The sequence below is a fragment of the Streptomyces sp. NPDC042336 genome, assembly GCF_055581985.1.
In genome coordinates, this window is the sequence record NZ_JBVJEA010000011.1 from 197870 (window position 1) to 222752 (window position 24883).

The window sequence follows — 24883 nt, forward strand, 5'->3', positions numbered from 1 at the left end:
TGGAACGAGCCTGTGACACCCCGGTGACGCCAGAATCGGGAGTCAGCGGAGAGACTCGACGGTAGGTGCACGACAGGCATGACAGGCTCTGGACGGCAGGAAACGGGAACCGCCGACGGAAGCCGCCGATGAGTGGGGGAACGATGTCTCGACTCGGCCGCGACAAGCAGCGGGAGCACGAGCGCGCCGAGGGCTCGCCCGATCCCGCGGCGACGCCGATCGACGTCCACGTGCCGGAGGGCGACTCCGGCGCACGTGTTGCCACGGTCGACGGGGCACCGGTCGTCGCGGCCCCGGGCGAGGAGATCCAGAACGCCGTGCTGAACCGCCTCCACCGCCTCGCCCTCGCCGCCGGTCGCCCCGTCCTCGCCACGATTCACGACCGTCGCGTCGGCTACTCCGTCCCCCTCCGGGTCGATCCGGACGGTTCCAGCCACCTCGCGGCGGAACCGGTGCCGACGGCACCCGAGCAGACACCGGCGGCGGCACCCGCGGAAGCAACCGTGGAGGTGGTGGAGGCATCCGCGGAAGCACCCGTACGGCAGGACCGGCACACGCGGGTCCTGCGCTCGGTGGCGCCGGTGCGGGACAGCGTGCCGACGTTCACGCTGCGCGCCCTGCCGGAACCGGCCGGGGGGACGCCTCCCGGCACGGTGGCACCGCCGACGGGTGAGTTCGGACCGCCGCCCAGCATGGACGCCGCTGCCACGACCCGCGCCTCGCAGGACGCGGGGACGTGGTCGGTGCCCGGCCCGTTCGCCACCGCACCGGAGCCGACTCCCGCACCCGAACCGATCCCCGCCTCGATCCCCGAACCGGCACCCGCCACCACCTCCGCCCCTGAGCCGGCAGGGGCCCCCAAGCGGGAAACCGCCCCCGACCTCGGCCCCCGCCCCGACCCGTACTCCGACCCCGACCCCAAGCCCACGCCGGCCCGCGGCTTCGACGCCGTTGCCGAGGCCGTGCTCGGGGACGCACCGCTCACGGCGCCCGGCGACGCCACCGCGCCCGCCCTGCTCGCGGAGCCGACGGTCCGCATCAACGAGGCCGTCAAGGAGGGGCGTACACAGGACGCGGCACGGCTGGCGGAGGAGACGGTGACGGAGGCCTCGCGCACGCTGGGGCCGGAGCACCCTGAGGTACTCCGGCTCCGTGAACTCACCGCGTACATCGCCTACTTGTCGGGCGACCCGGACCGTGCCTTCCGGCTCTCCCTCGACCTGGCCCGGATACACCGGCGCTCGGGCGACGCCGAGGCCGCGTACGGCAACGTCCAGAGCGCGGCCACCGCCTGGCGTGCCGTACGCGACCCCGCACGGGGCCTGGAGCTGGGGGACGACCTGGTCGGCCTGTGGGACGAACTCGCCGCCGAGGACGGCCCGGCCGCCGACGACGCCGAGGAACTGCAGTCCGCCCGCGCCCGCATGGACCGCCTCACCCGACGCGTCGGCGCCCGGACGGGCTGACGCCCGACCTACTGCGACAGTTCCCAGACCGCGTACGCGATGGCGTCGCTGTTGCGGTCCAGGGCCGTGTCGTTGATGTTGGCGGTCGTGTCGCAGGACGAGTGGTAGCAGCGGTCGAACGGCTGGCCCACGGTGCCGCCCCACTTGGCCGCCTGCGCGGACGTCTTGCGGTAGTCCGCGCCGCTGAAGAGGCCGCCCACTCGGACGCCGGCGTTCTTGAAGGGCGCGTGGTCGGAGCGTCCGTCGCCCTCGGTCTCGATCTCGGTGGAGATGCCCAGGCCGGCGAAGTAGTCCTTGAACGTCTTCTCGATCGTGGGATCGTCGTCGTAGACGAAGTAGCCGGGGTTGGGCGAGCCGATCATGTCGAAGTTCAGATAGCCGCTGATCTTCGCGCGTTCGGCGGAGCCGAGGCTGTTGACGTAGTAGCGGGAGCCGACGAGTCCCAGCTCCTCCGCGCCCCACCAGGCGAAGCGCAGGTGCTTGGTGGGCTGGTAGCCGGACCGGGCGACGGCGAGCGCGGTCTCCAGGACAGCCGAGGAGCCGGAGCCGTTGTCGTTGATGCCGGGGCCTGAGGTGACGCTGTCCAGATGTGACCCGGCCATGACAACCTGTTGGGCATCGCCACCCGGCCAGTCCGCGATCAGGTTGTACCCGGTGCGGCCCGAGGCCGTGAACTGCTGGACGCGGGTGGTGAACCCGGCCGCGTCCAGCTTGGCCTTCACGTAGTTGAGCGAGGCCTGGTAGCCGGCGCGGCCGTGGGCGCGATTGCCGCCGTTCGCCGTGGCGATCGACTGCAGTTGCGAGAGATGGGCCTTGACGTTGGCTATCGGTATGTCGGGCGCGGCGGCGGCAGTGGCGGCGGCCGTGGGGTGTACGGGCGCGGTCGCCGCTCCGGCGGCGGAACCGCCGGTCACCAGTGTGGCGACGGCGACGGCTCCGGCCGTCAGTGCGCGCCCGGAAAGGAGGAGCTTCATGTGGGGGGCTCCGGATTCCTAGGGGGTCCCTGGGGACGGGACTCCGCAGTGAATGGGGTGCCTGGATGGTGCGGGCGGGACTGACCGCCCGTCAAGACCGCTATTCGGCCACGGTGTCGCACATACCGGAAGTCCGCTGATCACACCCGGCAGTACCTGGTCGCACTCGGTCGCGCCCATCGAGCCCCCGTCGCACCCGGTCGCGCCCGGTCGCGCCCGGTCGGCCCCGCCCCGTCCTAGTGGACGCAGAACTCGTTGCCCTCGGGGTCCGCCATCACCACCCACTCCCCGCCCGGCTCCTTCACCTGCCGCTGCACGCTCGCCCCCAGCGCCTCGAGCCGGGCGACCTCCTCCTCCCGACGGCCGTCCGGCGCGTGCACGTCGAGGTGGACCCGGTTCTTGACGGTCTTGGCCTCCGGCACGCGCTGGAACAGCAGCCGCCGCCCCAGCCCGGTGCCGCTCTCCTCCTGGAAGGGGTCGTCGGGGTGGCGCACGGCGGCCAGGTCCCGCCAGGCGCGGCGGCCGTGGGACTCGACGGTCAACTCCGCCGGTACCGCCCCGAAGCCCAGCAGTTTCCCGACGAGCGCGCTGTTGTCCTCCACCTCGTAGTGGAGGGCCGCGGCCCAGAAGTCCGCCTGGGCGTGCGGAGCCGCCGCGTCGATGACGATCTTGATGTGCAGGGGAGCGGGCCTTGAGGTCGATGTCATGTAACCACTAATACTGGTTGCATGACCGAGCCGACAGCGGAATCGCCCAAATCACCGAAGCCGGCCCCGGGCCGTCCGCCCGGACTGACGCTGGTGTCGTCCCAGGGCAGGTCGTTCCGCTTCGACCCGGGCGCGCTCTGCCTCGAACTGCTGACGACCGGAGGGCCGGGCCCCTTCGCGCGCTGGGAGGTGCTGCACGAGCCCGCCGATCTGATGGCCTGGGCCGACCGCAGCCGGCTGCCGGACGGGCTGGACCTGTCGGTGGACCGGGCGGACGTGGAACGGGCCAGGACCCTGCGTGACGCCCTCTTCCTCCTCGCCGCGGACCGCGCCCACGGGCGGCCCCTCCGCCCCGCCCACCTGGACGTCGTCAACGCCGCCGCGGCCGCGCCCCCGCTCGTCGCCCGCCTCGAACCGGACGGCACGCGCGGCTGGGCCCCGGGTGCCACCGGGCCCCGGCTGCTGTCGACGGTGGCACGCGACGCGATCGAACTGCTCACCGGTCCGCACGCGGACCGCGTCCGCGAGTGCGGTGCCCACAACTGCTACTTGCTGTTCGTCGACACCTCGCGTCCCGGCCGCCGCCGCTGGTGCGCGATGGAACACTGCGGCAACCGGGAGAAGGTCCGCGCCCACCGAGCCCGCCGGACGCCGGACGAGCACTGACCCCGTGCTCACGAGGTGCCGTTACGGCTGCCCCGCCCTGGTGCCGTGCTGCTGCCGCGGCGCGTCCGTGGCACCCGGCGCCGGAGTCCCGGAGGCCACCACCCCCGACTCCCGCGTGGCGGCGCCCCCCTTGACCGGCGGTACGCCCGCGCCCGCCCGGTCCAGCCCCTCCCGCAGCGCCCGCGCCGTCCGGTGGGCCGTGCGCAAGGCGTCCCAGGTCAGCAGCGTCAGCGCCAGCCAGACCAGCGCGAAGCCCGCCCAGCGCTCGGGCGGCATGGCCTCGCCGAAGTACAGGACGCCGAGCAGGAACTGGAAGACCGGCGCCAGGTACTGCAGCAGCCCCAGCGTGGACAGCGGCACGCGGATCGCCGCCGCGCCGAAGCAGACCAGCGGGATCGCGGTGACGATGCCGGTCGCGGCGAGCAGGGCCGAGTGCCCGGGCCCCTCGGTGGTGAAGGTCGACTCGCCCCGGGCGCCCAGCCACAGCAGATAACCGAGCGCCGGCAGGAACTGGATCGCCGTCTCCGCGGCCAGCGACTCGACGCCGCCGAGGTTGACCTTCTTCTTCACCAGTCCGTAGGTGGCGAAGGAGAAGGCGAGGCAGAGCGAGATCCACGGCGGCTGGCCGTAGCCGATGGTGAGGACGAGCACGGCCGCGAAGCCGGTGCCGACCGCCGCCCACTGCGCGGGCCGCAGCCGCTCCTTGAGCAGCAGCACTCCCATCGCGATGGTGACCAGCGGGTTGATGAAGTACCCGAGCGACGCCTCGACGACGTGGCCGCTGTTCACGGCCCAGATGTAGACGCCCCAGTTGACGGTGATCACCGCGGCGGCAACCGTGACGAGCGCGAGCCTGCGCGGCTGCCGCAGCAGCTCCCCGGCCCAGGCCCAGCGCCGCACGAAGAGCAGCGCGACGGCGACGAAGGCGAGGGACCACACCATCCGGTGGGCGAGGATCTCCCCGGCCCCGGCGGGCTTGAGCAGCGGCCAGAACAGCGGGACGAGGCCCCACATCCCGTACGCCGCGAAGCCGTTGAGCAGGCCTATGCGCTGCTCACTCCTGGACGACCCGGCCACGGGCACCTCCTTCTCGCACACGGCATGCCGGGGACGGGGGAGGCATGCCAGGACGAAGGTAGCGCCGCACCCGGCCGCCTGTCATGCCCGTATCGGAATACGGTCATGACAGGCGAGGTGGGTGTGTGCGGGGGAGGGCGGAGTCAGCCTTTGAGGGCGGCGCTGACGGCCTCCGCGAGCGGCGTCGTCGGGCGGCCGGCCAGCCGGGAGAGGTCGCCGGTGGAGACCACCAGCTCGCCCCGGGCGATGGCGGCGTCCACGCCCGCGAAGACGTCCGCGAGCGGTCCCGGCACCCCGGCGCCGGTCAGGATGCCGGTGTAGGCCTCGACGGAGACGGGGTTGTAGACGATCTCCTTGCCCGTCTGCCTGCTCAGCTCGGCGGCGTACTCGGCGAAGCTCCAGGCCTCGTCGCCGCCCAGCTCGTACGCCGTGTTCTCGTGGCCCTCGCCGGTCAGTACGGCGACGGCGGCGGCCGCGTAGTCCGCGCGGGAGGCGGAGGAGACCCGGCCCTCGCCGGCCGCCTGCACCACGGCGCCGTGCTCCAGGACCGGGGCGAGCTGCTCGGTGTAGTTCTCGTGGTACCAGCCGTTGCGCAGCAGCACGTACGGCACGCCCGAGCCGAGCAGTACCTCCTCGGTGGCGCGGTGGTCGTCGGCGAGCGCGGCCTTGAGGCTGCTGGGGGCGCTGGTGTAGGCGAGCAGGGCGACACCGGCCTTCTTCGCCGCGTCGATCACGATCGTGTGCTGCCGCACGCGGCCCTTGTCGAACTCGTTCCCGGAGATCAGCAGCACCCGGTCGCCGGACGCGAACAGACCGTCGAAGGTCTCGGGGGCGTTGTAGTCGGCGACCGCGAGCCGTACGCCCCGGGCGGCGAGGTCGGCGGCCTTGTCGCGGTCCCGGACGACGGCGGTGACCTGGTCGGCGGGCACCTTCTCCAGCAGTTGCCGCACGACGTGGCGGCCCAGGTGTCCGGTGGCTCCGGTGACGACGATGCTCATGGTGTCAGCGCTCCTTGGGGGGTGTGTTGCCACTAACCCTAAAGGCTGCGCTATCTGAAGGAAAGTGCCAACTCTGAAGTAAGGTACTTACCTTTGGGTAAGGCACAGGGCCCGGACGCTGTGCGCCCGGGCCCTCGTGTGCTGTGAACGGCGGTCTGTCAGCCGACGACCGTCCAGGTGTCGCCGCCCGCGAGCAGTGCGGCGAGGTCGCCCTTGCCGTTCTGCTCGACGGCGGCGTCGAGCTGGTCGGACATGAGCGTGTCGTAGACCGGCCGCTCGACCGAGCGCAGGACACCGATCGGCGTGTGGTGCAGGGTGTCCGGGTCGGCGAGACGGGAGAGCGCGAAGGCCGTGGTCGGGGACGCGGCGTGGGCGTCGTGGACCAGGACGTCCGCCTCGTTGTCCGCTGTGACGGTGACGACCTCCAGGTCACCGGTGCGCGGATCGCGTACGACGCCCTTGGCGCCGCCGGCGCCGAAGCGGATCGGCTGCCCGTGCTCCAGGCGGATCACCGCCTCCTCGGCCTGCTCCCTGTCCTTGAGGGCGTCGAAGGCGCCGTCGTTGAAGATGTTGCAGTTCTGGTAGATCTCGATCAGGGCGGTGCCGGGGTGGTCGGCGGCCTGGCGCAGGACCTCGGTGAGGTGCTTGCGGTCGGAGTCGACGGTCCGGGCGACGAAGGACGCCTCCGCGCCGAGGGCGAGGGAGACCGGGTTGAAGGGCGCGTCCAGGGATCCCATCGGCGTCGACTTGGTGATCTTGCCGACCTCGGAGGTGGGGGAGTACTGGCCCTTGGTCAGGCCGTAGATCCGGTTGTTGAACAGCAGGATCTTGAGGTTGACGTTGCGGCGCAGGGCGTGGACGAGGTGGTTGCCGCCGATGGAGAGCGCGTCGCCGTCACCGGTGACGACCCACACGCTCAGGTCGCGCCGCGAGGCCGCGAGGCCGGTGGCGATGGCGGGGGCGCGGCCGTGGATGGAGTGCATCCCGTAGGTGTTCATGTAGTACGGGAAGCGGGAGGAGCAGCCGATGCCGGAGACGAAGACGATGTTCTCCTTCGCCAGACCGAGCTGGGGCATGAAGCCCTGCACGGCGGCGAGGATGGCGTAGTCGCCGCAGCCGGGGCACCAGCGCACTTCCTGATCGGACTTGAAGTCCTTCATGGACTGCTTGCCCTCGGCCCTGGGGACGAGCTGGAGCAGTGCGTTGGTGTCAGCCATCGATGGTCTCCTTCAGGACGGTGGCGAGCTGTTCCGCCTTGAACGGCATGCCGTTGACCTGGTTGTACGAGCGGGCGTCGACCAGATACCTCGCCCGGATCAGGGTGGCGAGCTGCCCGAGGTTCATCTCCGGGACCACCACCTTGTCGTACCGCTTCAGCACCGCGCCGAGGTTGGCCGGGAAGGGGTTGAGGTGGCGCAGGTGGGCCTGGGCGATCCGGCCGCCCTCCTTGCGGATCCGCCGCACCGCCGCCGTGATCGGCCCGTACGTCGAGCCCCAGCCCAGCACGAGGGTCCGCGCGCCGTCCGGGTCGTCGACCTCCAGGTCGGGGACCTCGATGCCGTCCACCTTCGCCTGGCGGGTGCGGACCATGAAGTCGTGGTTGGCCGGGTCGTAGGAGATGTTCCCCGTGCCGTCCTGCTTCTCGATGCCGCCGATCCGGTGCTCCAGGCCGGGCGTGCCGGGCACGGCCCAGGGACGGGCCAGGGTGTGCGGGTCGCGCTTGTAGGGCCAGAACACCTCGGAGCCGTCCTCCAGGGTGTGGTTGGGCCCCTGCGCGAACCGCACCGTCAGGTCCGGCAACTCGTCCGGCTCGGGGATCCGCCACGGCTCCGAGCCGTTGGCCAGGTAGCCGTCGGAGAGCAGGAAGACCGGCGTCCGGTACGTCAGCGCGATCCGCGCGGCCTCCAGGGCGGCCTCGAAGCAGTCGGCCGGGGTGCGCGGGGCCACGATCGGAACCGGCGCCTCGCCGTTGCGCCCGTACATCGCCTGCAGCAGGTCGGCCTGCTCCGTCTTGGTCGGCAGACCGGTGGACGGACCGCCGCGCTGGATGTCCACCACCAGCAGCGGCAGCTCCAGACTCACCGCGAGCCCGATCGTCTCGCTCTTCAGCGCCACCCCCGGACCGCTCGTCGTCGTCACCGCCAGCGACCCGCCGAAGGCCGCACCGAGCGCCGCGCCGATGCCGGCGATCTCGTCCTCGGCCTGGAAGGTGCGCACGCCGAAGTTCTTGTGCCGGGACAGCTCGTGCAGGATGTCCGAAGCCGGGGTGATCGGGTACGAGCCCAGGAACAGCGGCAGATCCGCCTGCCGGGACGCGGCGATCATGCCGTAGGACAGGGCCAGGTTCCCGGAGATGTTGCGGTAGGTGCCGGGCGGGAAGGCCGTCGCCGCCGGTGCCACCTCGTAGGAGACCGCGAAGTCCTCGGTCGTCTCACCGAAGTTCCAGCCGGCCCGGTAGGCCGCGATGTTGGCTGCGGCGATGTCCGGCTTCTTCGCGAACTTCGACTTCAGGAACTTCTCCGTGCCCTCGGTGGGCCGGTGGTACATCCAGCTCAGCAGTCCGAGCGCGAACATGTTCTTGCTGCGCTCGGCCTCCTTGCGGCTGAGGTCGAAATCCTTGAGCGCCTCGACGGTCAGCGTGGTCAACGGCACCGGATGCAGGTGGTACCCGTCGAGCGAGCCGTCCTCCAGCGGAGAGGTGTCGTAGCCGACCTTCTGCATCGCCCGCTTGGTGAACTCGTCCGTGTTGACGATGATCTCCGCGCCGCGGGGCAGGTCGCCCACGTTCGCCTTCAGCGCGGCCGGGTTCATCGCCACCAGCACGTTGGGCGCGTCGCCCGGCGTGAGGATGTCGTGGTCGGCGAAGTGCAGCTGGAAGGACGAGACGCCCGGCAGGGTGCCGGCGGGTGCCCGGATCTCGGCCGGGAAGTTCGGCAGCGTCGACAGATCGTTGCCGAACGACGCGGTCTCCGAGGTGAAACGGTCGCCGGTGAGCTGCATTCCGTCGCCCGAGTCACCCGCGAACCGGATGATCACCCGGTCCAGCCGGCGGACGTCCTTCGCCCCGACCGGTTTGCGCTGCGCTCCCACGACGGTCTCGTCGGTACCGTCGGCCTGCTCCGCTGGGCTGCTGACCTGGCTGGTCACTTACTGGACCTCCCTAGGGACGGCTGTCCGGGGACTGGTCTCCCACCGACCGTCCCGGGATCAACCCTACGTCCGCACGCGATGACTTCCGGTGGAGATTCGCATGATGGACACGACTTCGAGATGACCCACAGCCCTGGAATCCCAGGGCTTTTCTGCTCCGGCACCGTCGAGGACGCACCGCGCCCGCCTCCGGTTTCTCATTCGTCCGGATGAGCGTCCGCGTCGCCGGGCCCGGCCGGTCTTTCCGAGGCGTGGGCCGCTGATGTCAGGAATTGAGATAGGTGAGCACGGCGAGCACCCTCCGGTGATCACCGTCGCTCGGGGACAGACCCAGCTTCATGAAGATGTTGCTGACGTGCTTCTCGACGGCCCCGTCGCTCACGACGAGCTGCCGGGCGATCGCCGAGTTCGTCCGGCCCTCGGCCATCAGCCCCAGCACCTCCCGCTCACGCGGGGTGAGCCCCGCCAGCACGTCCTGCTTGCGGCTGCGCCCGAGCAACTGCGCGACCACCTCCGGGTCCAGCGCCGTACCGCCCTGCGCCACCCGAACCACGGCGTCCACGAACTCCCGGACCTCGGCCACCCGGTCCTTGAGCAGATACCCGACGCCCCGGCTGGAACCGGCCAGCAGCTCCGTCGCGTAGCGCTCCTCCACGTACTGGGACAGCACCAGCACGCCGAGACCGGGATGAGCCTTGCGCAGCAGCACCGACGCCCGCACCCCCTCGTCGGTGTGCGTCGGCGGCATCCTCACGTCCGCCACCACGACGTCCGGCAACTCGCCCTGCGCATCCAGCTCGGTGATGGTCTTGATCAGTGCCTCACCGTCGCCGACACCGGCCACGACCTCGAGCCCGCGGTCGGTCAGCAACCGGGTCAGCCCCTCTCGGAGCAGCACTGAATCCTCGGCGATGACCACCCGCACCCTGTCCTCCACGATCCTCGGCCCCCCACAGCCCGTGCACCTGACGGCCCCCGCGGCCCACGCCGCGTCCACGAACCGTCCGTGCGACAGGTCCAGCATCCCAGCATCGGAGGCCGGATGCCCTCGGGGAACGGGAAGAGAAAAGGGAAGTCCTGGGTATCGCTCCGGGTGCGGTCCACTCGATGGCCGGTTCTTGACGGCCGGTTCCCGGCGACGGGTTCCCGTCGGCGGGTTCTTGACGGCCGGTTCCCGTCGGCGGGTTCCGGTCACCCCACCGGACCCGCCGCCTGCCTCGTGCCGGTCAGCCGGTGACCGGCTCGTTCCGCCACGGCAGCTCCGCCGTGATCCGCGTCGGCCCCCCGGCGGGCGAGTCCACCACGAGGATCCCGTCCACCGCGTCGAGCCGGTCCGCCAGACCCGCCAGCCCGGACCCGGCCGAGGTCTGCGCCCCGCCCACGCCGTTGTCCACGACCTGGAGCATCAGCCGGTTCTCCACCCGCCACACCTCCACGGCGGCCGACGTGGCCCTCGAGTGCTTGCTTATGTTCTGGAGCAGCTCCGAGACGGTGAAGTAGGCGATGCCCTCGATCGCCGACGCCGGCCGCTCCACCAGGTCGACCTCCACCCGTACCGGCACGGTGCAGCGGGAGGCGACCGAGGAGAGCGCCGCGTCCAGGCCACGGTCGGTCAGCACCGCGGGGTGGATGCCCCGAGCCAGGTCCCGCAGTTCCTGGAGCGCCGTCTTCACCTCGCCGTGCGCCTCGTCCACCATGACGGCCGCGGCCCGGGGGTCCTCCTTCAGCTTCTCCTTGGCCAGGCCCAGGTCCATGGCCAGGCTGACCAGGCGGGCCTGGGCCCCGTCGTGCAGGTCGCGCTCGATGCGCCGCAGGTCGGCCGCGGCCGTGTCGACCACGACCCCCCGGTCCGACTCCAGCTCCACCACCCGCGTCGCCAGCCGCGACGGTCCCAGCAGCCCGTGCACCATGACCCGGTCCACCATGGTCAGCGCCCTGACCAGCCACGGCGTCGCCAGGGTGAACAGGAGCCCGACCAGCGCGGTCACGGCGATCTCGAAGGGGTTGTCCAGGTAGATCCGGTGCGTCTCGTCGCCGTACAGCTGGAGCCCGTCCTGGCCGGCGTACATCGGGAACACCCAGAACCACAGCGGGTACGTCAGCATCGCCCACCCGACCGCCCAGACGGTCACGGCGACAACGAACGAGAACACGGCCCAGGGGAACTGCACCAGCGCGTACAGCAGGCTCCGCCAGGAGGTGCCGCTCTTGAGCACGGCTCCCATCCAGCCCATCGCGCCCTGCTTCTTCAGCCGCAGCGGCTCCGGGTCGGCCACCCGCAGACCCAGCAGGGCGCGGGCCCGTGCCCGCTCCATCGCCCCGAAGCCCCGGCACCCGGCGAGTGCGGCCGCCAGCACCGGCACCCCCAGGAACGTCACCAGCAGGCCCGCCCCCAGCGACACCATGGTCACGGCGTAGGTGAAGAGCAGGACGGCGACCGGCAGGCCCATCAGGACGTAGCCGAACTCCCGCCAGCTGCGCGCCTCGAACGGTGCCCGCAGTCCCGCCGGCAGCCGGTGGCGCCGCGCACCGGCGTCCCCGGGGAAGCCGGACCCGCTCCCGAGCCCGTAACCCTGTCCGTATTCCGTGGCCATCGGTGCCGTCCTTCTCCTCGTCGTCTGCGGCTGTGCCGTCGTACCTCCACCCTCCTCGGCCGCACGTCCGCGGCCAATGGAGCCCGTCGGCGTCCGGGGAGGGGGGTTTTCCCTACCTCCTGGCGGGAGAGCCGGCCGCGTCGGCCTCCGCGCGGTCGCGCCACGGCAGCTCGGCCGTGATCAGCGTCGGGCCGCCCTCCGGGGAGTCGACGACGAAGAGACCGTCGACGGCCGACAGCCGGTCGGCGAGGCCCTTCATCCCCGTACCGCCGTCGAGACGCGCGCCCCCGCGGCCGTTGTCCCCCACCTGTATGAGCAGCCGGTCGGACGACCGCCACACCTCCACGGAGGCCGAGCCGGCCCCGCTGTGCTTGCTGACGTTCTGGAGCAGCTCCGAGACGGTGAAGTAGGCGATGCCCTCGATGGCGGGCGCGGGGCGCTCCGCCAGGTCGACGGTCACCCTGACCGGCACGGTGCAGCGGGAGGCGACCGAGGAGAGCGCCGCGTCCAGGCCCCGGTCGGTCAGGACGGCCGGATGGATCCCGCGAGCCAGGTCCCGCAACTCCTGAAGGGCCAGCTTCACCTCGCCGTGCGCCTCGTCGACCATGGCCGCCGCCGCGTCCGGGTCCTCCAGGAGCTTCTCCTTGGCCAGGCCCAGCCCCATCGCGAGGTTGACCAGGCGGGCCTGCGCCCCGTCGTGCAGGTCGCGCTCGATGCGCCGCAGGTCGGCCGCGGCCGTGTCGACCACGACCCCCCGGTCCGACTCCAGCTCGGCGATCCGCCGCTCCAGTTCGTCGGAGGGTGACAGCAGCCCGCGCACCATGGCCCGGTCGACGTTGGTGAGGCCCCGCGCGACGAACGGCAGCACCGGCCACAGCACGAACAACGACGTCAGGGTGACGACGAAGGTGAGAACGCCCCAGGGGAACCTGATGAACTCGTACAGCACCGTGCGCCAGCCCACCGGGTCCTTCAAGGACATCCACAACTGTGCGAAGAAGCCGCGCCTGGCCCGCAGCGGCAGCGGGCTCGGCTCGTCCACCCGCACGCCGAGCAGCGTCCGGGCCCGCGCCCGCTCCAGCTTGCCCAGCTGCCGCGCGCCCAGCAGACCGGCCGCCAGCAGCGGGAGCCCGATCACCGTGACCGTCAACCCGATGCCGACGGACAGCGTCGTCACGACGTAGACGAATCCGAGCAGCGCCGCCGGGAGATTCGCCAGCAGATGGGCGATCTCCTTCCAGGTGTGCCGGTCGTAGGCGAAACGGGCCGGAGGCAGGCGGTCGCCGGCCGCTGCGCCGGTGGTCCCGGCGAGGCTGGAGGTCGAGAGGCGTTCGGTCATACACGTCAGCGTGCCGTGCGGCGCGGCGCCGCGCCATGAGGTGGGCCGCCGGGACGCACTGAGGAAAACCCCACCCCCGCGTCCCAAGGTGCGACGGGCTGCTTACCGTGTCTTTATCAGGCCCTAGACTCCCGTGCGTACAGATCGTCGAACACCAGCGTTCACGACAGGGAGCGAGGGACGCACGTGCCGGAACCGACCGTCGGTGCCGTGATCGCCGGCGATGCGACCGCCGCCGACGCACCCGTCGGGCTCGCCGCGGACTACTTCCAGTCCTATTCGGTCGTCGGCCTGCTCGCCGTCGTGGGGGTGCTCTTCGTCGCCGTGGCCTTCGGCGCCGGACGTCTGCTGCGACCGGTGGTCCCGACGCCCGAGAAGCTGCTCACCTACGAGTGCGGCGTCGACCCCGTCGGAGAGGGCTGGGCACACACCCAGGTCCGCTACTACGTCTACGCCTTCCTCTACGTCATCTTCGCGGTCGACTCGATCTTCCTCTTCCCCTGGGCCACGGTCTTCGCCGACCCTGGTTACGGGGCCACGACCCTCGTGGAGATGTTCATCTTCCTCGGCTTCCTCGCCGTGGGTCTGTTGTACGCATACAAGAAGGGCGTCCTGTCGTGGACGTGAAGCCCGCCGACCGCACCGACCCGGCACCCGTGCCGCTCCCCGAGCCCAAGAGGCTGGGCACGCTCGCACGCCTCGCCCCGGAGCCGATGAAGGTCGTCCTGAACTGGGGCCGGCGCTACTCGCTCTGGGTCTTCAACTTCGGCCTCGCCTGCTGCGCGATCGAGTTCATCGCCGCGTCGATGGCCCGCCACGACTTCATCCGCCTCGGTGTGATCCCGTTCGCGCCCGGCCCCCGCCAGGCCGACCTGATGGTCGTCTCGGGCACGGTGACCGACAAGATGGCGCCGGCCGTCAAACGCCTGTACGAGCAGATGCCCGAGCCGAAGTACGTCATCTCCTTCGGCGCCTGCTCCAACTGCGGCGGCCCCTACTGGGACTCCTACTCCGTGACGAAGGGCGTCGACCAGATCATCCCCGTCGACGTCTACGTCCCCGGCTGCCCGCCGCGCCCCGAGGCGCTGCTCCAGGGGATCCTCAAGCTCCAGGAGAAGATCGCGCGGGAGTCGCTGGGGGAGCGGTACGGCACCCCGCCCCGCCCGTCGACGGCCGCGCTGCGGAGCGGCCTGGTGCGACCGCCCGCCCCGGCCTCCGACGCCGAGGAGGACCGATGACCGCGGTCGGCTGGCTGCCCGCCGACGCCGAGGAGCTCTTCGGACCGGACGCCACGGCAGCGGAGTCGTACGGCCTCCTGACCGTCGACGTGCCGCCCACGTCCTGGATCACCGCCCTGGAGACGGCGCGTGACCGGCTCGGCTGCACCTACTTCGACTGGCTGAGCGCGGTCGACGAGCCGGGCACCGGGTTCCGCGTCGCGGCGCATGTCGTGGCGCTCGGACCGGTACGCAGGCTGCTGCTGCGGACGACCGTCCCGCACGACGCCCCGGTGCTGCCCACCGCCGTCGCGGTGTACGCGGGCGCGGCCTGGCACGAGCGCGAGACCCACGAGATGTTCGGTGTCGCCTTCGAGGACCACCCCGCGCTGGACCACCTGCTCCTGCCGGAGGGCTTCGAGGGCCACCCGCTGCGCAAGGACTTCGTCCTCGCCGCCCGTGTCGCCAAGGCCTGGCCCGGGGCCAAGGAGCCCGGCGAGTCCGAGCACGGCGGTCCCCGTCGCCGCCAGATGCTGCCGCCGGGCGTCCCCGACCCCAACGAATGGGGCCCGCTGAAGGGCCAGCTGCCTCCCGCTCCCGCCCGCCCGGCCCGAGGCGCGGGGCGTGCGGCGGGGGAGCGCCCGGCCCGTGGAGCGGGCGAACGCCCCGCCCGCCGGACCCGTACGGCCGCCGAGGGCTCCGTCGGCCAGACGGCTCCGGCCACCGAGACCCCGGCCGCGCCGCGCCGCTCCCGTACGGCGGCCGAGGGCTCGGCCGGCCAGACCTCCCCGGCCGGCGAGCCGACGGCCGCGCCGGCACCGCGGCGGTCACGCAGTGCGAGCCAGGGCTCCGCCTCCCAACGAGCGGCCGGTCCGACGGACGCGGCCGGTGGCGATACGGACTCCGGCCGGCAGGCCGCCGGCCGGCAGGACTCCGGTCGGCAGGGCTCCGGACAGCAGGACTCCGGTCGGCAGGGCTCCGGACGGCAGGACTCCGGTCGCCAGGGCTCCGGCCAGCAGGACACCGGGCAGCCGGCCGCCGGACGGCGGGAAGTCGCCGGCACGGTCGGCCCACGGCGTAGCCGGAGTGCGTCGCAGGGCTCGGCGAGCCAGCGGGAGGCCGCCGACGCTGGGCAGCCGGACGACGCGGGTTCCGGCGACGACACGCGGGGCGGCACCGCGCCCTCGCCCACCGAGGAACCGGCCCCGAAGCCGACGCCCTCGGCACCGCGCAGCCCGGACGCCCCGTGGCATCACGCCCGCCCGGCGTTCGCCGAGCCTGCCGCCACCGAGGAGCCGGAGCCTTCCGAGGAGACACCGGACACTCCCGACGACGGGCCAGAGGCCGCCCACGAGTCGGAGGCTCCCCAGGACTCCGACGCTCCGAAGGAGCCCGACGCCCCCGGCGACACCGACACCCCGCCCGATCCGCCGAACTCCTCAGGAGGCCCGCAGTGAACGACGCGCTCGACGTCACCCTGCGCCTTCTGGCCGTCTTCGTCGTCTTCCTCGCGTTCCCCCTGATCGTCGGCCAGACCGAGCACAAGGTGATGGCCCACATGCAGGGCCGGCTGGGCCCGATGTACGCGGGTGGTTTCCACGGCTGGGCCCAGCTCGTCGCGGACGGCGTGAAGTTCGCGCAGAAGGAGGACGTGGTCCCCGCCGACGCGGACCGCCGCATCTTCCAGCTCGCCCCGGCCGTGGCCCTGCTCCCGTACCTCCTGGTTCTCCTGGCCATCCCGGTCGGGCCCGGGGAGGGCGCGGTCGGTCAGGTCGTCGACGCGGGCGTCTTCTTCGTCCTCGCCGTCATGGGCGTGGGCGTCCTCGGCTCGCTCATGGCGGGCTGGTCCTCGGCCAACAAGTTCTCCCTCCTCGGCGGCCTGCGTACCGCCGCCCAGCTCCTCGCCTACGAACTCCCGATGCTGCTGACCGCGGCCTCCGTGGCCATGGCGGCCGGCACGGTCTCCCTCGTCGGCATCCTCGACGCCTTCGAGTGGTGGTGGCTGCCCTGGCAGATCGTCGGCGCGCTCGTCTTCTTCGTCGCCGGACTGGCCGAACTGCAGCGCCCCCCGTTCGACATGCCGGTCGCCGACTCGGAGATCATCTTCGGCGCCTACACCGAGTACACCGGCCTGCGCTTCGCCCTGTTCCTCCTCGCCGAATACGCCGGAATCGTCGTCCTGTGCGGTCTGACCACCGTCCTCTTCCTGGGCGGCTGGCACGGCCCCTGGGGCGCCGACGGCCTCGGCTGGGTGTGGACCCTGCTCAAGGCGGCCGTCCTCGCCTTCGTCGTGATCTGGCTGCGCGTCACCTATCCGCGTCTGCGCGAGGACCAGCTCCAGAAACTGTCCTGGACGCTCCTCGTCCCCCTCTCCCTCGCCCAGATCGCCCTCACCGGCGTCGTCAAGGTGGTGATCGCGTAATGGCCCCCGTCCCCGGCAGCGGCCTGGCCAAGGGCCTGGCCGTCACCCTGCGCACGATGACGAGGAAGACCGTCACCGAGCAGTACCCGGACGCCCAGCCCGAACTGCCGCCCCGTACCCGCGGCGTGATCGGCCTGTTCGAGGAGAACTGCACGGTCTGCATGCTGTGCGCCCGAGAGTGCCCCGACTGGTGCATCTACATCGACTCCCACAAGGAGACGGTCCCGGCGGCCGCCCCCGGCGGACGCGACCGCAGCCGCAACGTCCTCGACCGTTTCGCCATCGACTTCTCCCTGTGCATGTACTGCGGTATCTGCATCGAGGTCTGTCCTTTCGACGCCCTGTTCTGGTCCCCGGAGTTCGAGTACGCCGAGACCGACATCCGCGACCTCACCCACGAGCGGGACAAGCTCCGCGAGTGGATGTGGACCGTGCCGGCCCCGCCCGCCCTTGACCCCGGCGCGGAGGAGCCCAAGGAACTCGCCGCCGCCCGCAAGGCCGTCGACAAGCTGGCCGCGCAGCAGCGGACGGACCAGCCCGGACAGGAGGACCAGTCGTGATCCTCGCCGCCGGATCCCACGGCTTCCTGTCCCCGACCGGCGTGGAGATCGCCTTCCTCCTCGTCGGCCTGGTCACGCTCGGAGCCGCCGTCATCACCGTCACCACCCCCCAGCTCGTCCACGCCGCCCTGTGGCTGGTGGTGGCCCTGGGCGGCCTCGCCGTCGAATACCTGCTGCTCACCGCCGAGTTCATCGCCTGGGTCCAGGTCCTCATCTACGTCGGTGCTGTCGTCGTCCTCATCCTGTTCGGGCTGATGCTCACCAGGGCGCCCATCGGACGGTCCCCGGACGCCGACTCCGGCAACCGCTGGGCCGCGCTCACCGTGGCCGTGGCCTCCGCCGCGGCCCTGGTGTGGGTCGTCGTCGACGCCTTCCGCACCACCTGGATCGACCTGGACGGCCCGGCCGCCGGCTCCACCGCCGTCACCGGAGCGAGCCTCTTCCAGAACTGGGTCCTGCCCTTCGAGGCTCTCTCGGTACTCCTCCTCGCCGCCCTGGTCGGCGCCATCGTCCTGTCCCGCAAGGCCAAGGCGGCCCGCGCGGGCGAGGCCCCCGGGGCAGGAACATCCCAGACAGGAACCACCCAGGCCGGCCCCTCCCAAACGGACGGTGTCCGCTGATGCACCTCGCCTATCCAGCCGTCCTCTCCGCCCTCCTGTTCTGCACCGGCCTCTACGGCGTCCTCGCCCGCCGCAACGCGATCCTGGTCCTGATGTCGGTCGAGCTGATGCTCAACGCCGTCAACCTCAATCTGGTCGCCTTCGACGTCTGGCTCAGCAGGGCCGCGGAGGAGACCCTGCACTCCGGCCAGGCCCTCACCCTGTTCACCATCGCCATCGCGGCCGCCGAGATCGGCATCGGCCTGGCGATCGTCCTCGCCGTCCACCGCAACCGCGGCACCTCTGACATCGACAAGCTCCGCGACACGGCCGAGGGCCACGAACCCGACGGCCCCGGCACCGACACCCCCGCGACCGGGACGGCCGCCGAGAAGGCTGAGGCCACCGCGTGACCACGACCACCCTCGCCGTACTCGTCCCCCTCCTTCCCTTCCTCGGGGCTGCCGCCGGTCTCCTGCTCGGCCGGTCGGCACCCGGGTTCGTCCGCCCCCTCGCCGTGCTGCCGACGCTGGCGGCCCTCGTCCTGGCCGCAGTCATCGCGGCCCGTCAGGGCGGCGGCCCGGCCCTCGACGCCGTCACGGAGCTGACCCCCACCGGTTCGGTCCCGATCGAACTCGCCCTGCACATCGACGGCTTCGCCGCCCTCGTCGCCCTTCTGGTCGGCACCGTCGCCGCCTGCGTGCAGATCTACTCGACGGGCTATCTGCGCGACGACCCGCGCTACCCCTCGTACGCCGCTCTCGTCTCCCTGTTCACCTCCGCGATGTTCCTCGTCGTCTACTCCGGCGACCTGATGGTGCTGCTGGTCGGCTGGGAGGTCATGGGCATCTGCTCGTACTTCCTGGTCGGCCACTACTGGGAGACCCCCGAGGCGCGCGCCGCCTCCCTCAAGGCATTCCTGGTGACCAAGCTCGGCGACGTCCCCTTCCTGATCGGTCTGCTGGCGCTGGCCACCGAGGCGGGCTCCTTCCGCATCACCCGGATCCTCGGCGCGGTGGCCGACGGATCGCTCGACCACCCGACGGTGATCGCCCTGCTCCTCCTGGCCGGTGTGGCGGGCAAGTCGGCGCAGTTCCCCCTGCACACCTGGCTCCCCGACGCGATGGCGGGCCCGACACCCGTCTCCGCGCTGATCCACGCCGCGACGATGGTCGCCGCCGGTGTGTACTTCGTCGCCCGGCTCCTTCCGCTCTTCGAGGCCTCACGGGCCGCGATGGTCGTCCTGGCCGTCATGGCCGCCGTCACGATGGTCGGCTCCGCGCTCGCCGCCCTCGCCCAGGACGACATCAAACGCGTCCTGGCCTACTCGACGATCGGACAGCTCGGCTACATGACCGGTGCCCTCGCCACCGGCGACCGGGGTGCCGCCGTCTTCCACCTCCTGTCCCACGGCGCCTTCAAGGCGCTCCTGTTCCTCGCCGCCGGCCTGATCATCCACGCCGCCGGCACCAACTCGCTGGCCGCCATGTCCCGTATGCGGGGCCTGCGCGAACGCGTCCCGGACGCCTACTGGACGATGACCGTGGCCCTGCTCGCGCTCGCCGCGATCCCGCCCTTCAGCGGCTTCTTCTCCAAGGAGTCGGTCCTCGGCGCCGCGGAGCACGTCGCCACCGGCCACACCGAGCACGCGCCCGGCGCCGCGGGCTGGACCGTGCTCGTCGCCGCTCTGATCACGGCCCTGCTCACCGCCGCCTACGCCACCCGCCTGTGGCTGCTGGCCTTCCGCGGCCGAGGCGCCGAGGCCCCCGACCACGGCAGGCAGCCGGTGGTCATGAACGCCGTGCTCTGGGTGCTCGCCCTCCCCTCACTCGCCCTGGGCGGACTCGCCTTCCGACTGCTGCCCGACTGGTTCGACGGCCACGACCTCACCCCGACCCTCACCACCTCCGTGCTGGGCACGGGAGTGGCGCTGGTCGGCGGCATCGTCACCTACGCCGCCTGGCGGCACACCTCGGCGCTCGCGGCCCGCACCCCGATGGGCGCCGTCGCGGCCCACCCCGAGGGCGACGCCGCCCTGGTGGAGGCCGAGGCCATCGCCGCCCACCGGCCCGCCTACGGAGACCTCGCCTCCGCGCCCGACCCCTCGGATCCGGGACGCCTTCTGCTGGGCCCGGTGCACCGGCACGCGGCCGCCGGCTTCCATCTGGACGCGGTGTACACGGCCCTCTTCGTCCGCCCGGTCACGGCAGGCGCAAGCCTCGTCCGGTTCCTGGACCGCGAGGTCGTCGACACCTACGTACGAGCGGCGGGCGCACTGCCCCGCCTGCTCGGGGCCGCCGTACGGCGTGCCCAGACCGGCAATGTGCAGACCTATGTGAGCGCGCTGCTCGCCGGCACCGTCGTCCTCGCGGTCGCCGCCGTCCTCGTCGCCACGGGAGCGTGAGCAGGCGTGATCGATATCAACGAGTCCGTGATGCAGGTCCTTCTCGCGTTCATCGTCGTCGGCCCGCTCCTCGGCGCCGCCGCCGCCCTTCTGCCGGCCCCGCCCGGACTGAAGGGGAAGTCACCCGAGCAGGCCGTGCTCCGGCACGGCGTCACCGTCACCGGCGTCGTCCTGGTCGCGGCGGTCGTCCTCGTGCTCGGCTTCGACCACGACCATCCGTCGAAGATGCAGGCCAGCACGGACATCAGCTGGATCCCCGCACTCGACGTACGCATCCACCTCGGCATCGACGGCATCTCCCTCCCCCTGCTGGTCCTGACCGCGCTGCTGACCTTCCTCTGCGCGCTCTACTCGTACTTCAAGATGCCAACGGGCCCGAGCCCCAAGGCATTCGTCGCGCTGCTGCTCGTCCTGGAGTCCGGCACCCTCGCGACCTTCGCCGTCCTCGACCTGATCCTGTTCTTCCTCGCCTTCGAGACGGTCCTCATCCCGATGTACTTCCTCATCGCCCGCTGGGGCGGCGAGGGACGGGCCGGGGCCGCCTGGAAGTTCATCCTCTTCACGCTCCTCGGCTCCGTCGTCATGCTGCTCGGCCTGCTCCTGATCGGAATCACGGCGGGTACATTCGACATGGTGGCACTCGCCACTGACAACGGCCGGTCGCTGACCACATCCGTGCAGGTCATCGCCGTTCTGGCGATCGGGATCGGGCTTGCGGTCAAGACCCCGATGTGGCCGCTGCACAGCTGGCTGCCCGACGCCCACACCGCCGCGCCGACCGTCGGCTCGGTCCTGCTGGCCGGTGTCCTGCTGAAGATGGGTACGTACGGGTTCGTCCGGATCCTGCTCCCGGTCGCGCCGGACGGCTTCCGCACCTTCGCGCCCTACCTCGCCGCCTTTGCCGTGGTCGGCATCATCTACGGCTCCCTGGCCTGCCTGGCCCTCGCCAGAAGAGGCGCCAGGGGCGACCTCAAGCGCCTCATCGCCTACTCCTCCGTCGGCCACATGGGCTTCGTCCTGCTCGGTGTCGCGACCATGACCCCGACCGGCGTGAACGGCGCACTCTTCGCCAACATCGCCCACGGCCTCATCACCGGCCTGCTCTTCTTCGTGGTCGGCGCGCTCAAGGACCGCACCGGGACCACCGACCTCGACGCCCTCGCCGAGGAGTCCGGTCACGCCCTGTACGGCAGGGCACCGCGCCTGGGCGGACTGCTCGCCTTCGCCGCGGTCGCCTCGCTCGGTCTGCCGGGCCTGGCCGGGTTCTGGGGCGAGATGCTCGCCCTGTTCGGCGCGTTCGACCCGCACGACGACCTCAGCCGCCCCACCTTCCTCACCTTCATGGCCATCGCTGCCTTCGGCACCCTGCTGACCGCCGCGTACATGCTGATCGTGGTCCGCCGCGTCTGCATGGGCGCCGTACCGCAGGACGCCCCGCAGCCGAAGCTCGCCGACGTGCGCACCTACGAGTTCGCCGCCTGGACGCCGCTCGTCGCCCTCACCGTCGTCGCCGGACTGTGGCCCAGGACCCTCCTCGGGCTGACCGACCCGGCCGTGCAGCAGCTCCTCTCAGGAGGCACCCGATGAGCTCCCCGGTCCAGCTCCTCGCCGAGCCCCTGACGCAGCCACTGGCCCAGAACCTCGTCCAGTCCGTCGACTGGCTCGCCATCGCGCCCCCCACCATCACGGCGGTCGTGGGACTCGTCGTCCTCGTCACCGACCTGTTCGTCAAGGACGCCCGCAAGTCCCTGCTCGGCTGGTTCTCGGTCGCCGGACTCGCCGCCTCCGCCCTCATGCTGCTGCCCCTGGTGAACGACGACCGCTCGACGTTCTGCCTGGCCGGCGAGCCCCGCGTCTGCAGCTACACCGCGGACACCTTCACCCTCGCGATCCAGTTCCTGGTCCTCGGCGGCGCCCTGCTGACCGCCCTCCTGTCCGTCACCGCGGTGAAGGACGCCGACCGGGGACTGCCCGAGGGCGAGTTCTGGTTCCTGCTGCTCTCCTCCGCCGCCGGCGCCGCGCTCCTGCCCGCCTCCCGCGACCTCGCGACCCTCGTCGTCGCTCTGGAGGTCGCCTCCCTGCCCGCCTTCGCCCTGGTCGGCCTCCGGCAGGGCGACCGCAGGTCCTCCGAAGCGGCCCTGAAGTTCTTCCTGTCCTCGGTCACGGCGACAGCGGTCAGCCTCATGGGCATCAGCTTCGTGTACGCCACCACCGGCACCCTCTACCTCACCCAGGTGGCCGACCGCATCCAGCAGGTCGACGGGCAGTTCACGACCCTCGCCCAGACCGGCGTCGTCCTCACCCTCGTCGGCTTCGCCTTCAAGACGGCCGCCGTCCCCTTCCACTTCTGGGTGCCCGACACCTACGTGGGCGCCCCCCTGCCGATCGCGGCCTACCTGTCCGTGATCGGCAAGGCGGTCGGCTTCTCCGGCCTCATCCTGGTCACGGTCGTCGCCCTGCCGTCCTACGCGGACGTCTGGGGCCCCGCCCTCGCGGCACTGGCCGCGCTCACCATGACCGTCGGCAACGTCGGCGCCCTCCGGCAGCAGGCCACGCGCGCGTACAGCGCGGTACGCCTGCTCGCCTGGTCGTCCGTCGGCCAGGCCGGCTACCTCCTGGTGCCGATCGCCGCCGCCGCGTACTCCGACGACCCCGAACGCTCGATCGGCTCCACCGTCGCCTACGCCCTCATGTACGCCGCGGTGAACCTCGGCGCCTTCGCGGTGGCCGTGCTGGTGGGCCGCACGAGGGCACTCAACCGCGTCGCGGACTACCGCGGCCTGTACGCGTCCAACCCCCTCACCGCCCTGATCCTGGCCTTCTTCCTGCTCTGCCTCGCCGGGCTGCCGCCGGGTGTCATCGGCCTGTTCGCCAAGGTCACGGTGTTCACCGCGGCCGTCGACGCCGGACTCGGCTGGCTGGCCGTCGTCATGGCCGTCAACGTGGTGATCGCCCTCTTCTACTACCTCCAATGGACGGCTCTGCTGTTCCGGGCGCCCAAGGAAGCGACCGCCGGCCACCGTGCCCCCGGCCCCCTCACCGCCGCGATCACCGTGACCGCGGTCCTCGCCGTCGCCCTCTCCGGAGCACCCCAGCTGATCCTGCGCTTCGCCGACACCGGGCTCTTCTGACCGCACCCGCACGCACCCGCCCGGGCACGCGCGCGTACGGCACCCGGCTCCACGCGCGCGTGCCGTACGCCGCGGCTGTCACCCGTACGGACCACAGGTGCCGCGCCGGGCGCCGGGGAACTGGTGGCCCTCGCCTGGCGTTGACCAGTACGGAAGGGTCCACTGGACGTGTCACCCACGGCACCGGTGGCACTGGAGACCAGGAAGCAACCACAGCGAGCGAGACCAGCAAGCAAAGGGTTCCCCTGCTGCACGACTTGGAGGGCGTACCGTGCACCGCCGGCACAACGGGCTCAGGACCGCAGTACTCCTCGGGGGACTGTCCGCGCTCATCATCGTCATCGGCAGCTTCTTCGGCCGAGCGGGGCTCGTCGTCGCCGTCCTCGTCGCCCTGGGCACCAACGCGTACGCGTACTGGAACAGCGACAGGCTCGCACTCCGGGCCATGCGCGCCCGCCCGGTCAGCGAGTTCGAGGCCCCGGCGCTGTACCGCATGGTCCGCGAGCTCTCCACCCAGGCCCGCCAGCCGATGCCCCGCCTGTACATCTCGCCGACGGAGGCACCCAACGCCTTCGCGACCGGCCGCAACCCGCGCAACGCGGCCGTGTGCTGCACCGAGGGCATCATGCGCCTGCTCGACGAACGCGAACTGCGCGGCGTCATCGGGCACGAACTCAGCCACGTCTACAACCGCGACATCCTCATCTCCTCCGTCGCCGGCGCCCTCGCCTCGGTGATCATGTTCCTGGTCAACTTCGCCTGGCTGATCCCCGTGGGACGGTCCAACGACGACGACGGACCCGGGCTGCTGGGCATGCTCCTCATCATGCTGCTCGGACCGCTCGCCGCCACCGTCATCCAACTGGCGATCAGCCGTTCCCGGGAGTACGAGGCCGACGCCTCCGGCGCCCAGCTGACCGGCGACCCGCTCGCCCTGGCCGGCGCCCTGCGCAAACTGGAACTCGGCACCAAGCAACTCCCGCTCCCCCCGGAGCCCCGGCTCGAGACCGCCAGCCACATGATGATCGCCAACCCCTTCCGGCCGGGGCAGGGACTCTCGAAGATGTTCTCCACCCACCCGCCGATGGCGGAGCGAATCGCCCGGCTCGAAAAGATGGCAGGTCGTCAGCAGTGAAGACCATCCTCAACGTCATTTGGCTCGTGCTCAGCGGCTTCTGGCTGTTCCTCGGCTACCTGCTCGCGGGCGCGCTGCTCTGCGTCACGATCATCGGAATCCCCTTCGGCATCGCCGCCTTCCGCATCGGCGTCTACGCCCTGTGGCCCTTCGGGTACACGGCGGTCGAGCGCCGCGACGCCGGAGCACCCTCCTGCATCGGGAACGTGCTGTGGCTCGTCCTGGCCGGCTGGTGGCTGGCCCTCGGCCACATCGTCACCGGTATCGCGCTGTGCGTGACGATCATCGGCATCCCGCTCGGCATCGCCAACTTCAAGCTGATCCCCGTCTCGCTGCTCCCGCTGGGGCGCGAGATCGTACGCACGGACCAGCCGTTCACCGCCGCGGGAACGTCACAGCGGACCGGCTGGTAAAGAGTCTCCGCGAGCCGTCGCGTGGCCCTCG

Annotated in this window: 23 protein-coding genes; 14 read left to right on the top strand and 9 right to left on the bottom strand. The window is 71.6% G+C overall.

Annotated elements, in window-relative coordinates:
- Positions 1-143: 143 nt before the first annotated feature.
- Positions 144-1466, top strand: a complete 1323-nt coding sequence (locus ACZ6IM_RS24235) for a tetratricopeptide repeat protein (protein WP_469558981.1) — start codon at positions 144-146, stop codon at positions 1464-1466.
- Between the two features lie 8 nt (positions 1467-1474).
- On the opposite strand, the gene ACZ6IM_RS24240 is transcribed toward ACZ6IM_RS24235, so the two are convergent.
- Both ACZ6IM_RS24240 and ACZ6IM_RS24245 read right to left on the bottom strand, forming a co-directional pair.
- Positions 1475-2440: a M28 family metallopeptidase gene (locus ACZ6IM_RS24240; protein ID WP_469558984.1), complete on the bottom strand. Its 966-nt coding sequence runs from the start codon at positions 2438-2440 to the stop codon at positions 1475-1477.
- Positions 2441-2676: 236 nt separating this feature from the next.
- Positions 2677-3147 (bottom strand): VOC family protein, encoded by a 471-nt coding sequence (locus ACZ6IM_RS24245; RefSeq protein WP_469558986.1) that lies wholly within the window; start codon positions 3145-3147, stop codon positions 2677-2679.
- Positions 3148-3168: 21 nt separating this feature from the next.
- Here ACZ6IM_RS24245 and ACZ6IM_RS24250 point away from each other — a divergent pair, with 21 nt between their 5' ends.
- Positions 3169-3813 (top strand): CGNR zinc finger domain-containing protein, encoded by a 645-nt coding sequence (locus tag ACZ6IM_RS24250; protein WP_469558989.1) that lies wholly within the window; start codon positions 3169-3171, stop codon positions 3811-3813.
- A gap of 21 nt (positions 3814-3834) precedes the next feature.
- On the opposite strand, the gene rarD is transcribed toward ACZ6IM_RS24250, so the two are convergent.
- From rarD to ACZ6IM_RS24285, 7 genes are all read right to left on the bottom strand, one after another.
- Positions 3835-4890, bottom strand: a complete 1056-nt coding sequence (rarD, locus tag ACZ6IM_RS24255) for an EamA family transporter RarD (RefSeq protein ID WP_052839488.1) — start codon at positions 4888-4890, stop codon at positions 3835-3837.
- A 143-nt stretch (positions 4891-5033) separates the two neighbouring features.
- Positions 5034-5888, bottom strand: a complete 855-nt coding sequence (locus ACZ6IM_RS24260) for an SDR family oxidoreductase (protein WP_052839489.1) — start codon at positions 5886-5888, stop codon at positions 5034-5036.
- Between the two features lie 158 nt (positions 5889-6046).
- The gene (locus tag ACZ6IM_RS24265) at positions 6047-7105 is read right to left on the bottom strand and encodes a 2-oxoacid:ferredoxin oxidoreductase subunit beta (protein WP_052839490.1); all 1059 of its coding nucleotides are present in this window, start codon (positions 7103-7105) and stop codon (positions 6047-6049) included.
- Entirely contained in the window at positions 7098-9035 is a 1938-nt protein-coding gene (locus ACZ6IM_RS24270) for a 2-oxoacid:acceptor oxidoreductase subunit alpha (protein ID WP_469558994.1), read from the bottom strand. Before ACZ6IM_RS24270 ends, ACZ6IM_RS24265 begins: the two co-directional genes overlap by 8 nt.
- A 268-nt stretch (positions 9036-9303) precedes the next feature.
- The gene (locus tag ACZ6IM_RS24275; RefSeq protein ID WP_469559144.1) at positions 9304-9963 is read right to left on the bottom strand and encodes a response regulator transcription factor; all 660 of its coding nucleotides are present in this window, start codon (positions 9961-9963) and stop codon (positions 9304-9306) included.
- A 301-nt stretch (positions 9964-10264) separates the two neighbouring features.
- Positions 10265-11632: a sensor histidine kinase gene (locus ACZ6IM_RS24280; protein WP_052839492.1), complete on the bottom strand. Its 1368-nt coding sequence runs from the start codon at positions 11630-11632 to the stop codon at positions 10265-10267.
- Between the two features lie 112 nt (positions 11633-11744).
- The gene (locus ACZ6IM_RS24285) at positions 11745-12971 is read right to left on the bottom strand and encodes a sensor histidine kinase (protein WP_469558998.1); all 1227 of its coding nucleotides are present in this window, start codon (positions 12969-12971) and stop codon (positions 11745-11747) included.
- A 186-nt stretch (positions 12972-13157) separates the two neighbouring features.
- Between ACZ6IM_RS24285 and ACZ6IM_RS24290 the strand changes: the two genes are divergently transcribed.
- The 12 genes from ACZ6IM_RS24290 (at position 13158) to ACZ6IM_RS24345 (ending at position 24852) form a co-directional block, all read left to right on the top strand.
- Complete coding sequence (locus tag ACZ6IM_RS24290) at positions 13158-13598, top strand: NADH-quinone oxidoreductase subunit A (RefSeq protein ID WP_052839494.1); 441 nt, start codon at positions 13158-13160, stop codon at positions 13596-13598.
- The gene (locus tag ACZ6IM_RS24295; protein ID WP_469559001.1) at positions 13589-14209 is read left to right on the top strand and encodes an NADH-quinone oxidoreductase subunit B; all 621 of its coding nucleotides are present in this window, start codon (positions 13589-13591) and stop codon (positions 14207-14209) included. The genes ACZ6IM_RS24290 and ACZ6IM_RS24295 overlap by 10 nt, the downstream gene beginning before the upstream one ends.
- The gene (locus ACZ6IM_RS24300) at positions 14206-15645 is read left to right on the top strand and encodes an NADH-quinone oxidoreductase subunit C (protein WP_469559004.1); all 1440 of its coding nucleotides are present in this window, start codon (positions 14206-14208) and stop codon (positions 15643-15645) included. The genes ACZ6IM_RS24295 and ACZ6IM_RS24300 overlap by 4 nt, the downstream gene beginning before the upstream one ends.
- On the top strand, positions 15642-16610 hold the full coding sequence (locus ACZ6IM_RS24305; RefSeq protein WP_052839497.1) for a complex I subunit 1/NuoH family protein: 969 nt from the start codon (positions 15642-15644) through the stop codon (positions 16608-16610). Before ACZ6IM_RS24300 ends, ACZ6IM_RS24305 begins: the two co-directional genes overlap by 4 nt.
- Positions 16610-17170 carry a NuoI/complex I 23 kDa subunit family protein gene (locus tag ACZ6IM_RS24310; RefSeq protein ID WP_469559008.1) on the top strand — a complete coding sequence of 187 codons (561 nt, stop codon included), beginning with the start codon at positions 16610-16612 and terminating at the stop codon, positions 17168-17170. The genes ACZ6IM_RS24305 and ACZ6IM_RS24310 overlap by 1 nt, the downstream gene beginning before the upstream one ends.
- Complete coding sequence (locus ACZ6IM_RS24315) at positions 17167-17790, top strand: NADH-quinone oxidoreductase subunit J family protein (protein WP_469559011.1); 624 nt, start codon at positions 17167-17169, stop codon at positions 17788-17790. Before ACZ6IM_RS24310 ends, ACZ6IM_RS24315 begins: the two co-directional genes overlap by 4 nt.
- A complete protein-coding gene (nuoK, locus tag ACZ6IM_RS24320) occupies positions 17790-18182 on the top strand; it encodes an NADH-quinone oxidoreductase subunit NuoK (RefSeq protein ID WP_104634603.1) in 393 nt (130 codons plus the stop codon). Before ACZ6IM_RS24315 ends, nuoK begins: the two co-directional genes overlap by 1 nt.
- On the top strand, positions 18179-20173 hold the full coding sequence (locus tag ACZ6IM_RS24325; protein ID WP_469559014.1) for an NADH-quinone oxidoreductase subunit 5 family protein: 1995 nt from the start codon (positions 18179-18181) through the stop codon (positions 20171-20173). The genes nuoK and ACZ6IM_RS24325 overlap by 4 nt, the downstream gene beginning before the upstream one ends.
- 6 nt (positions 20174-20179) lie before the next feature.
- Positions 20180-21760: an NADH-quinone oxidoreductase subunit M gene (locus tag ACZ6IM_RS24330; RefSeq protein ID WP_469559017.1), complete on the top strand. Its 1581-nt coding sequence runs from the start codon at positions 20180-20182 to the stop codon at positions 21758-21760.
- Positions 21757-23304 carry an NADH-quinone oxidoreductase subunit N gene (locus tag ACZ6IM_RS24335; RefSeq protein WP_052839503.1) on the top strand — a complete coding sequence of 516 codons (1548 nt, stop codon included), beginning with the start codon at positions 21757-21759 and terminating at the stop codon, positions 23302-23304. Before ACZ6IM_RS24330 ends, ACZ6IM_RS24335 begins: the two co-directional genes overlap by 4 nt.
- A 271-nt stretch (positions 23305-23575) precedes the next feature.
- Positions 23576-24439, top strand: coding sequence for a zinc metalloprotease HtpX (htpX, locus tag ACZ6IM_RS24340; RefSeq protein ID WP_052839504.1), 864 nt, complete (start codon positions 23576-23578; stop codon positions 24437-24439).
- Positions 24436-24852 carry a YccF domain-containing protein gene (locus tag ACZ6IM_RS24345; RefSeq protein ID WP_052839505.1) on the top strand — a complete coding sequence of 139 codons (417 nt, stop codon included), beginning with the start codon at positions 24436-24438 and terminating at the stop codon, positions 24850-24852. Before htpX ends, ACZ6IM_RS24345 begins: the two co-directional genes overlap by 4 nt.
- Positions 24853-24883 lie beyond the last annotated feature (31 nt).

Excerpts from the sequence above, each read along its gene's own strand:
- ACZ6IM_RS24235 (WP_469558981.1), top strand. The coding sequence starts at position 144 with ATGTCTCGACTCGGCCGCGACAAGCAGCGGGAGCACGAGCGCGCCGAG.
- ACZ6IM_RS24240 (WP_469558984.1), bottom strand. The coding sequence starts at position 2,440 with ATGAAGCTCCTCCTTTCCGGGCGCGCACTGACGGCCGGAGCCGTCGCC.
- ACZ6IM_RS24245 (WP_469558986.1), bottom strand. The coding sequence starts at position 3,147 with ATGACATCGACCTCAAGGCCCGCTCCCCTGCACATCAAGATCGTCATC.
- ACZ6IM_RS24250 (WP_469558989.1), top strand. The coding sequence starts at position 3,169 with ATGACCGAGCCGACAGCGGAATCGCCCAAATCACCGAAGCCGGCCCCG.
- ACZ6IM_RS24260 (WP_052839489.1), bottom strand. The coding sequence starts at position 5,888 with ATGAGCATCGTCGTCACCGGAGCCACCGGACACCTGGGCCGCCACGTC.
- ACZ6IM_RS24265 (WP_052839490.1), bottom strand. The coding sequence starts at position 7,105 with ATGGCTGACACCAACGCACTGCTCCAGCTCGTCCCCAGGGCCGAGGGC.
- ACZ6IM_RS24280 (WP_052839492.1), bottom strand. The coding sequence starts at position 11,632 with ATGGCCACGGAATACGGACAGGGTTACGGGCTCGGGAGCGGGTCCGGC.
- ACZ6IM_RS24285 (WP_469558998.1), bottom strand. The coding sequence starts at position 12,971 with ATGACCGAACGCCTCTCGACCTCCAGCCTCGCCGGGACCACCGGCGCA.
- ACZ6IM_RS24300 (WP_469559004.1), top strand. The coding sequence starts at position 14,206 with ATGACCGCGGTCGGCTGGCTGCCCGCCGACGCCGAGGAGCTCTTCGGA.
- ACZ6IM_RS24310 (WP_469559008.1), top strand. The coding sequence starts at position 16,610 with ATGGCCCCCGTCCCCGGCAGCGGCCTGGCCAAGGGCCTGGCCGTCACC.
- nuoK (WP_104634603.1), top strand. The coding sequence starts at position 17,790 with ATGCACCTCGCCTATCCAGCCGTCCTCTCCGCCCTCCTGTTCTGCACC.
- ACZ6IM_RS24335 (WP_052839503.1), top strand. The coding sequence starts at position 21,757 with ATGAGCTCCCCGGTCCAGCTCCTCGCCGAGCCCCTGACGCAGCCACTG.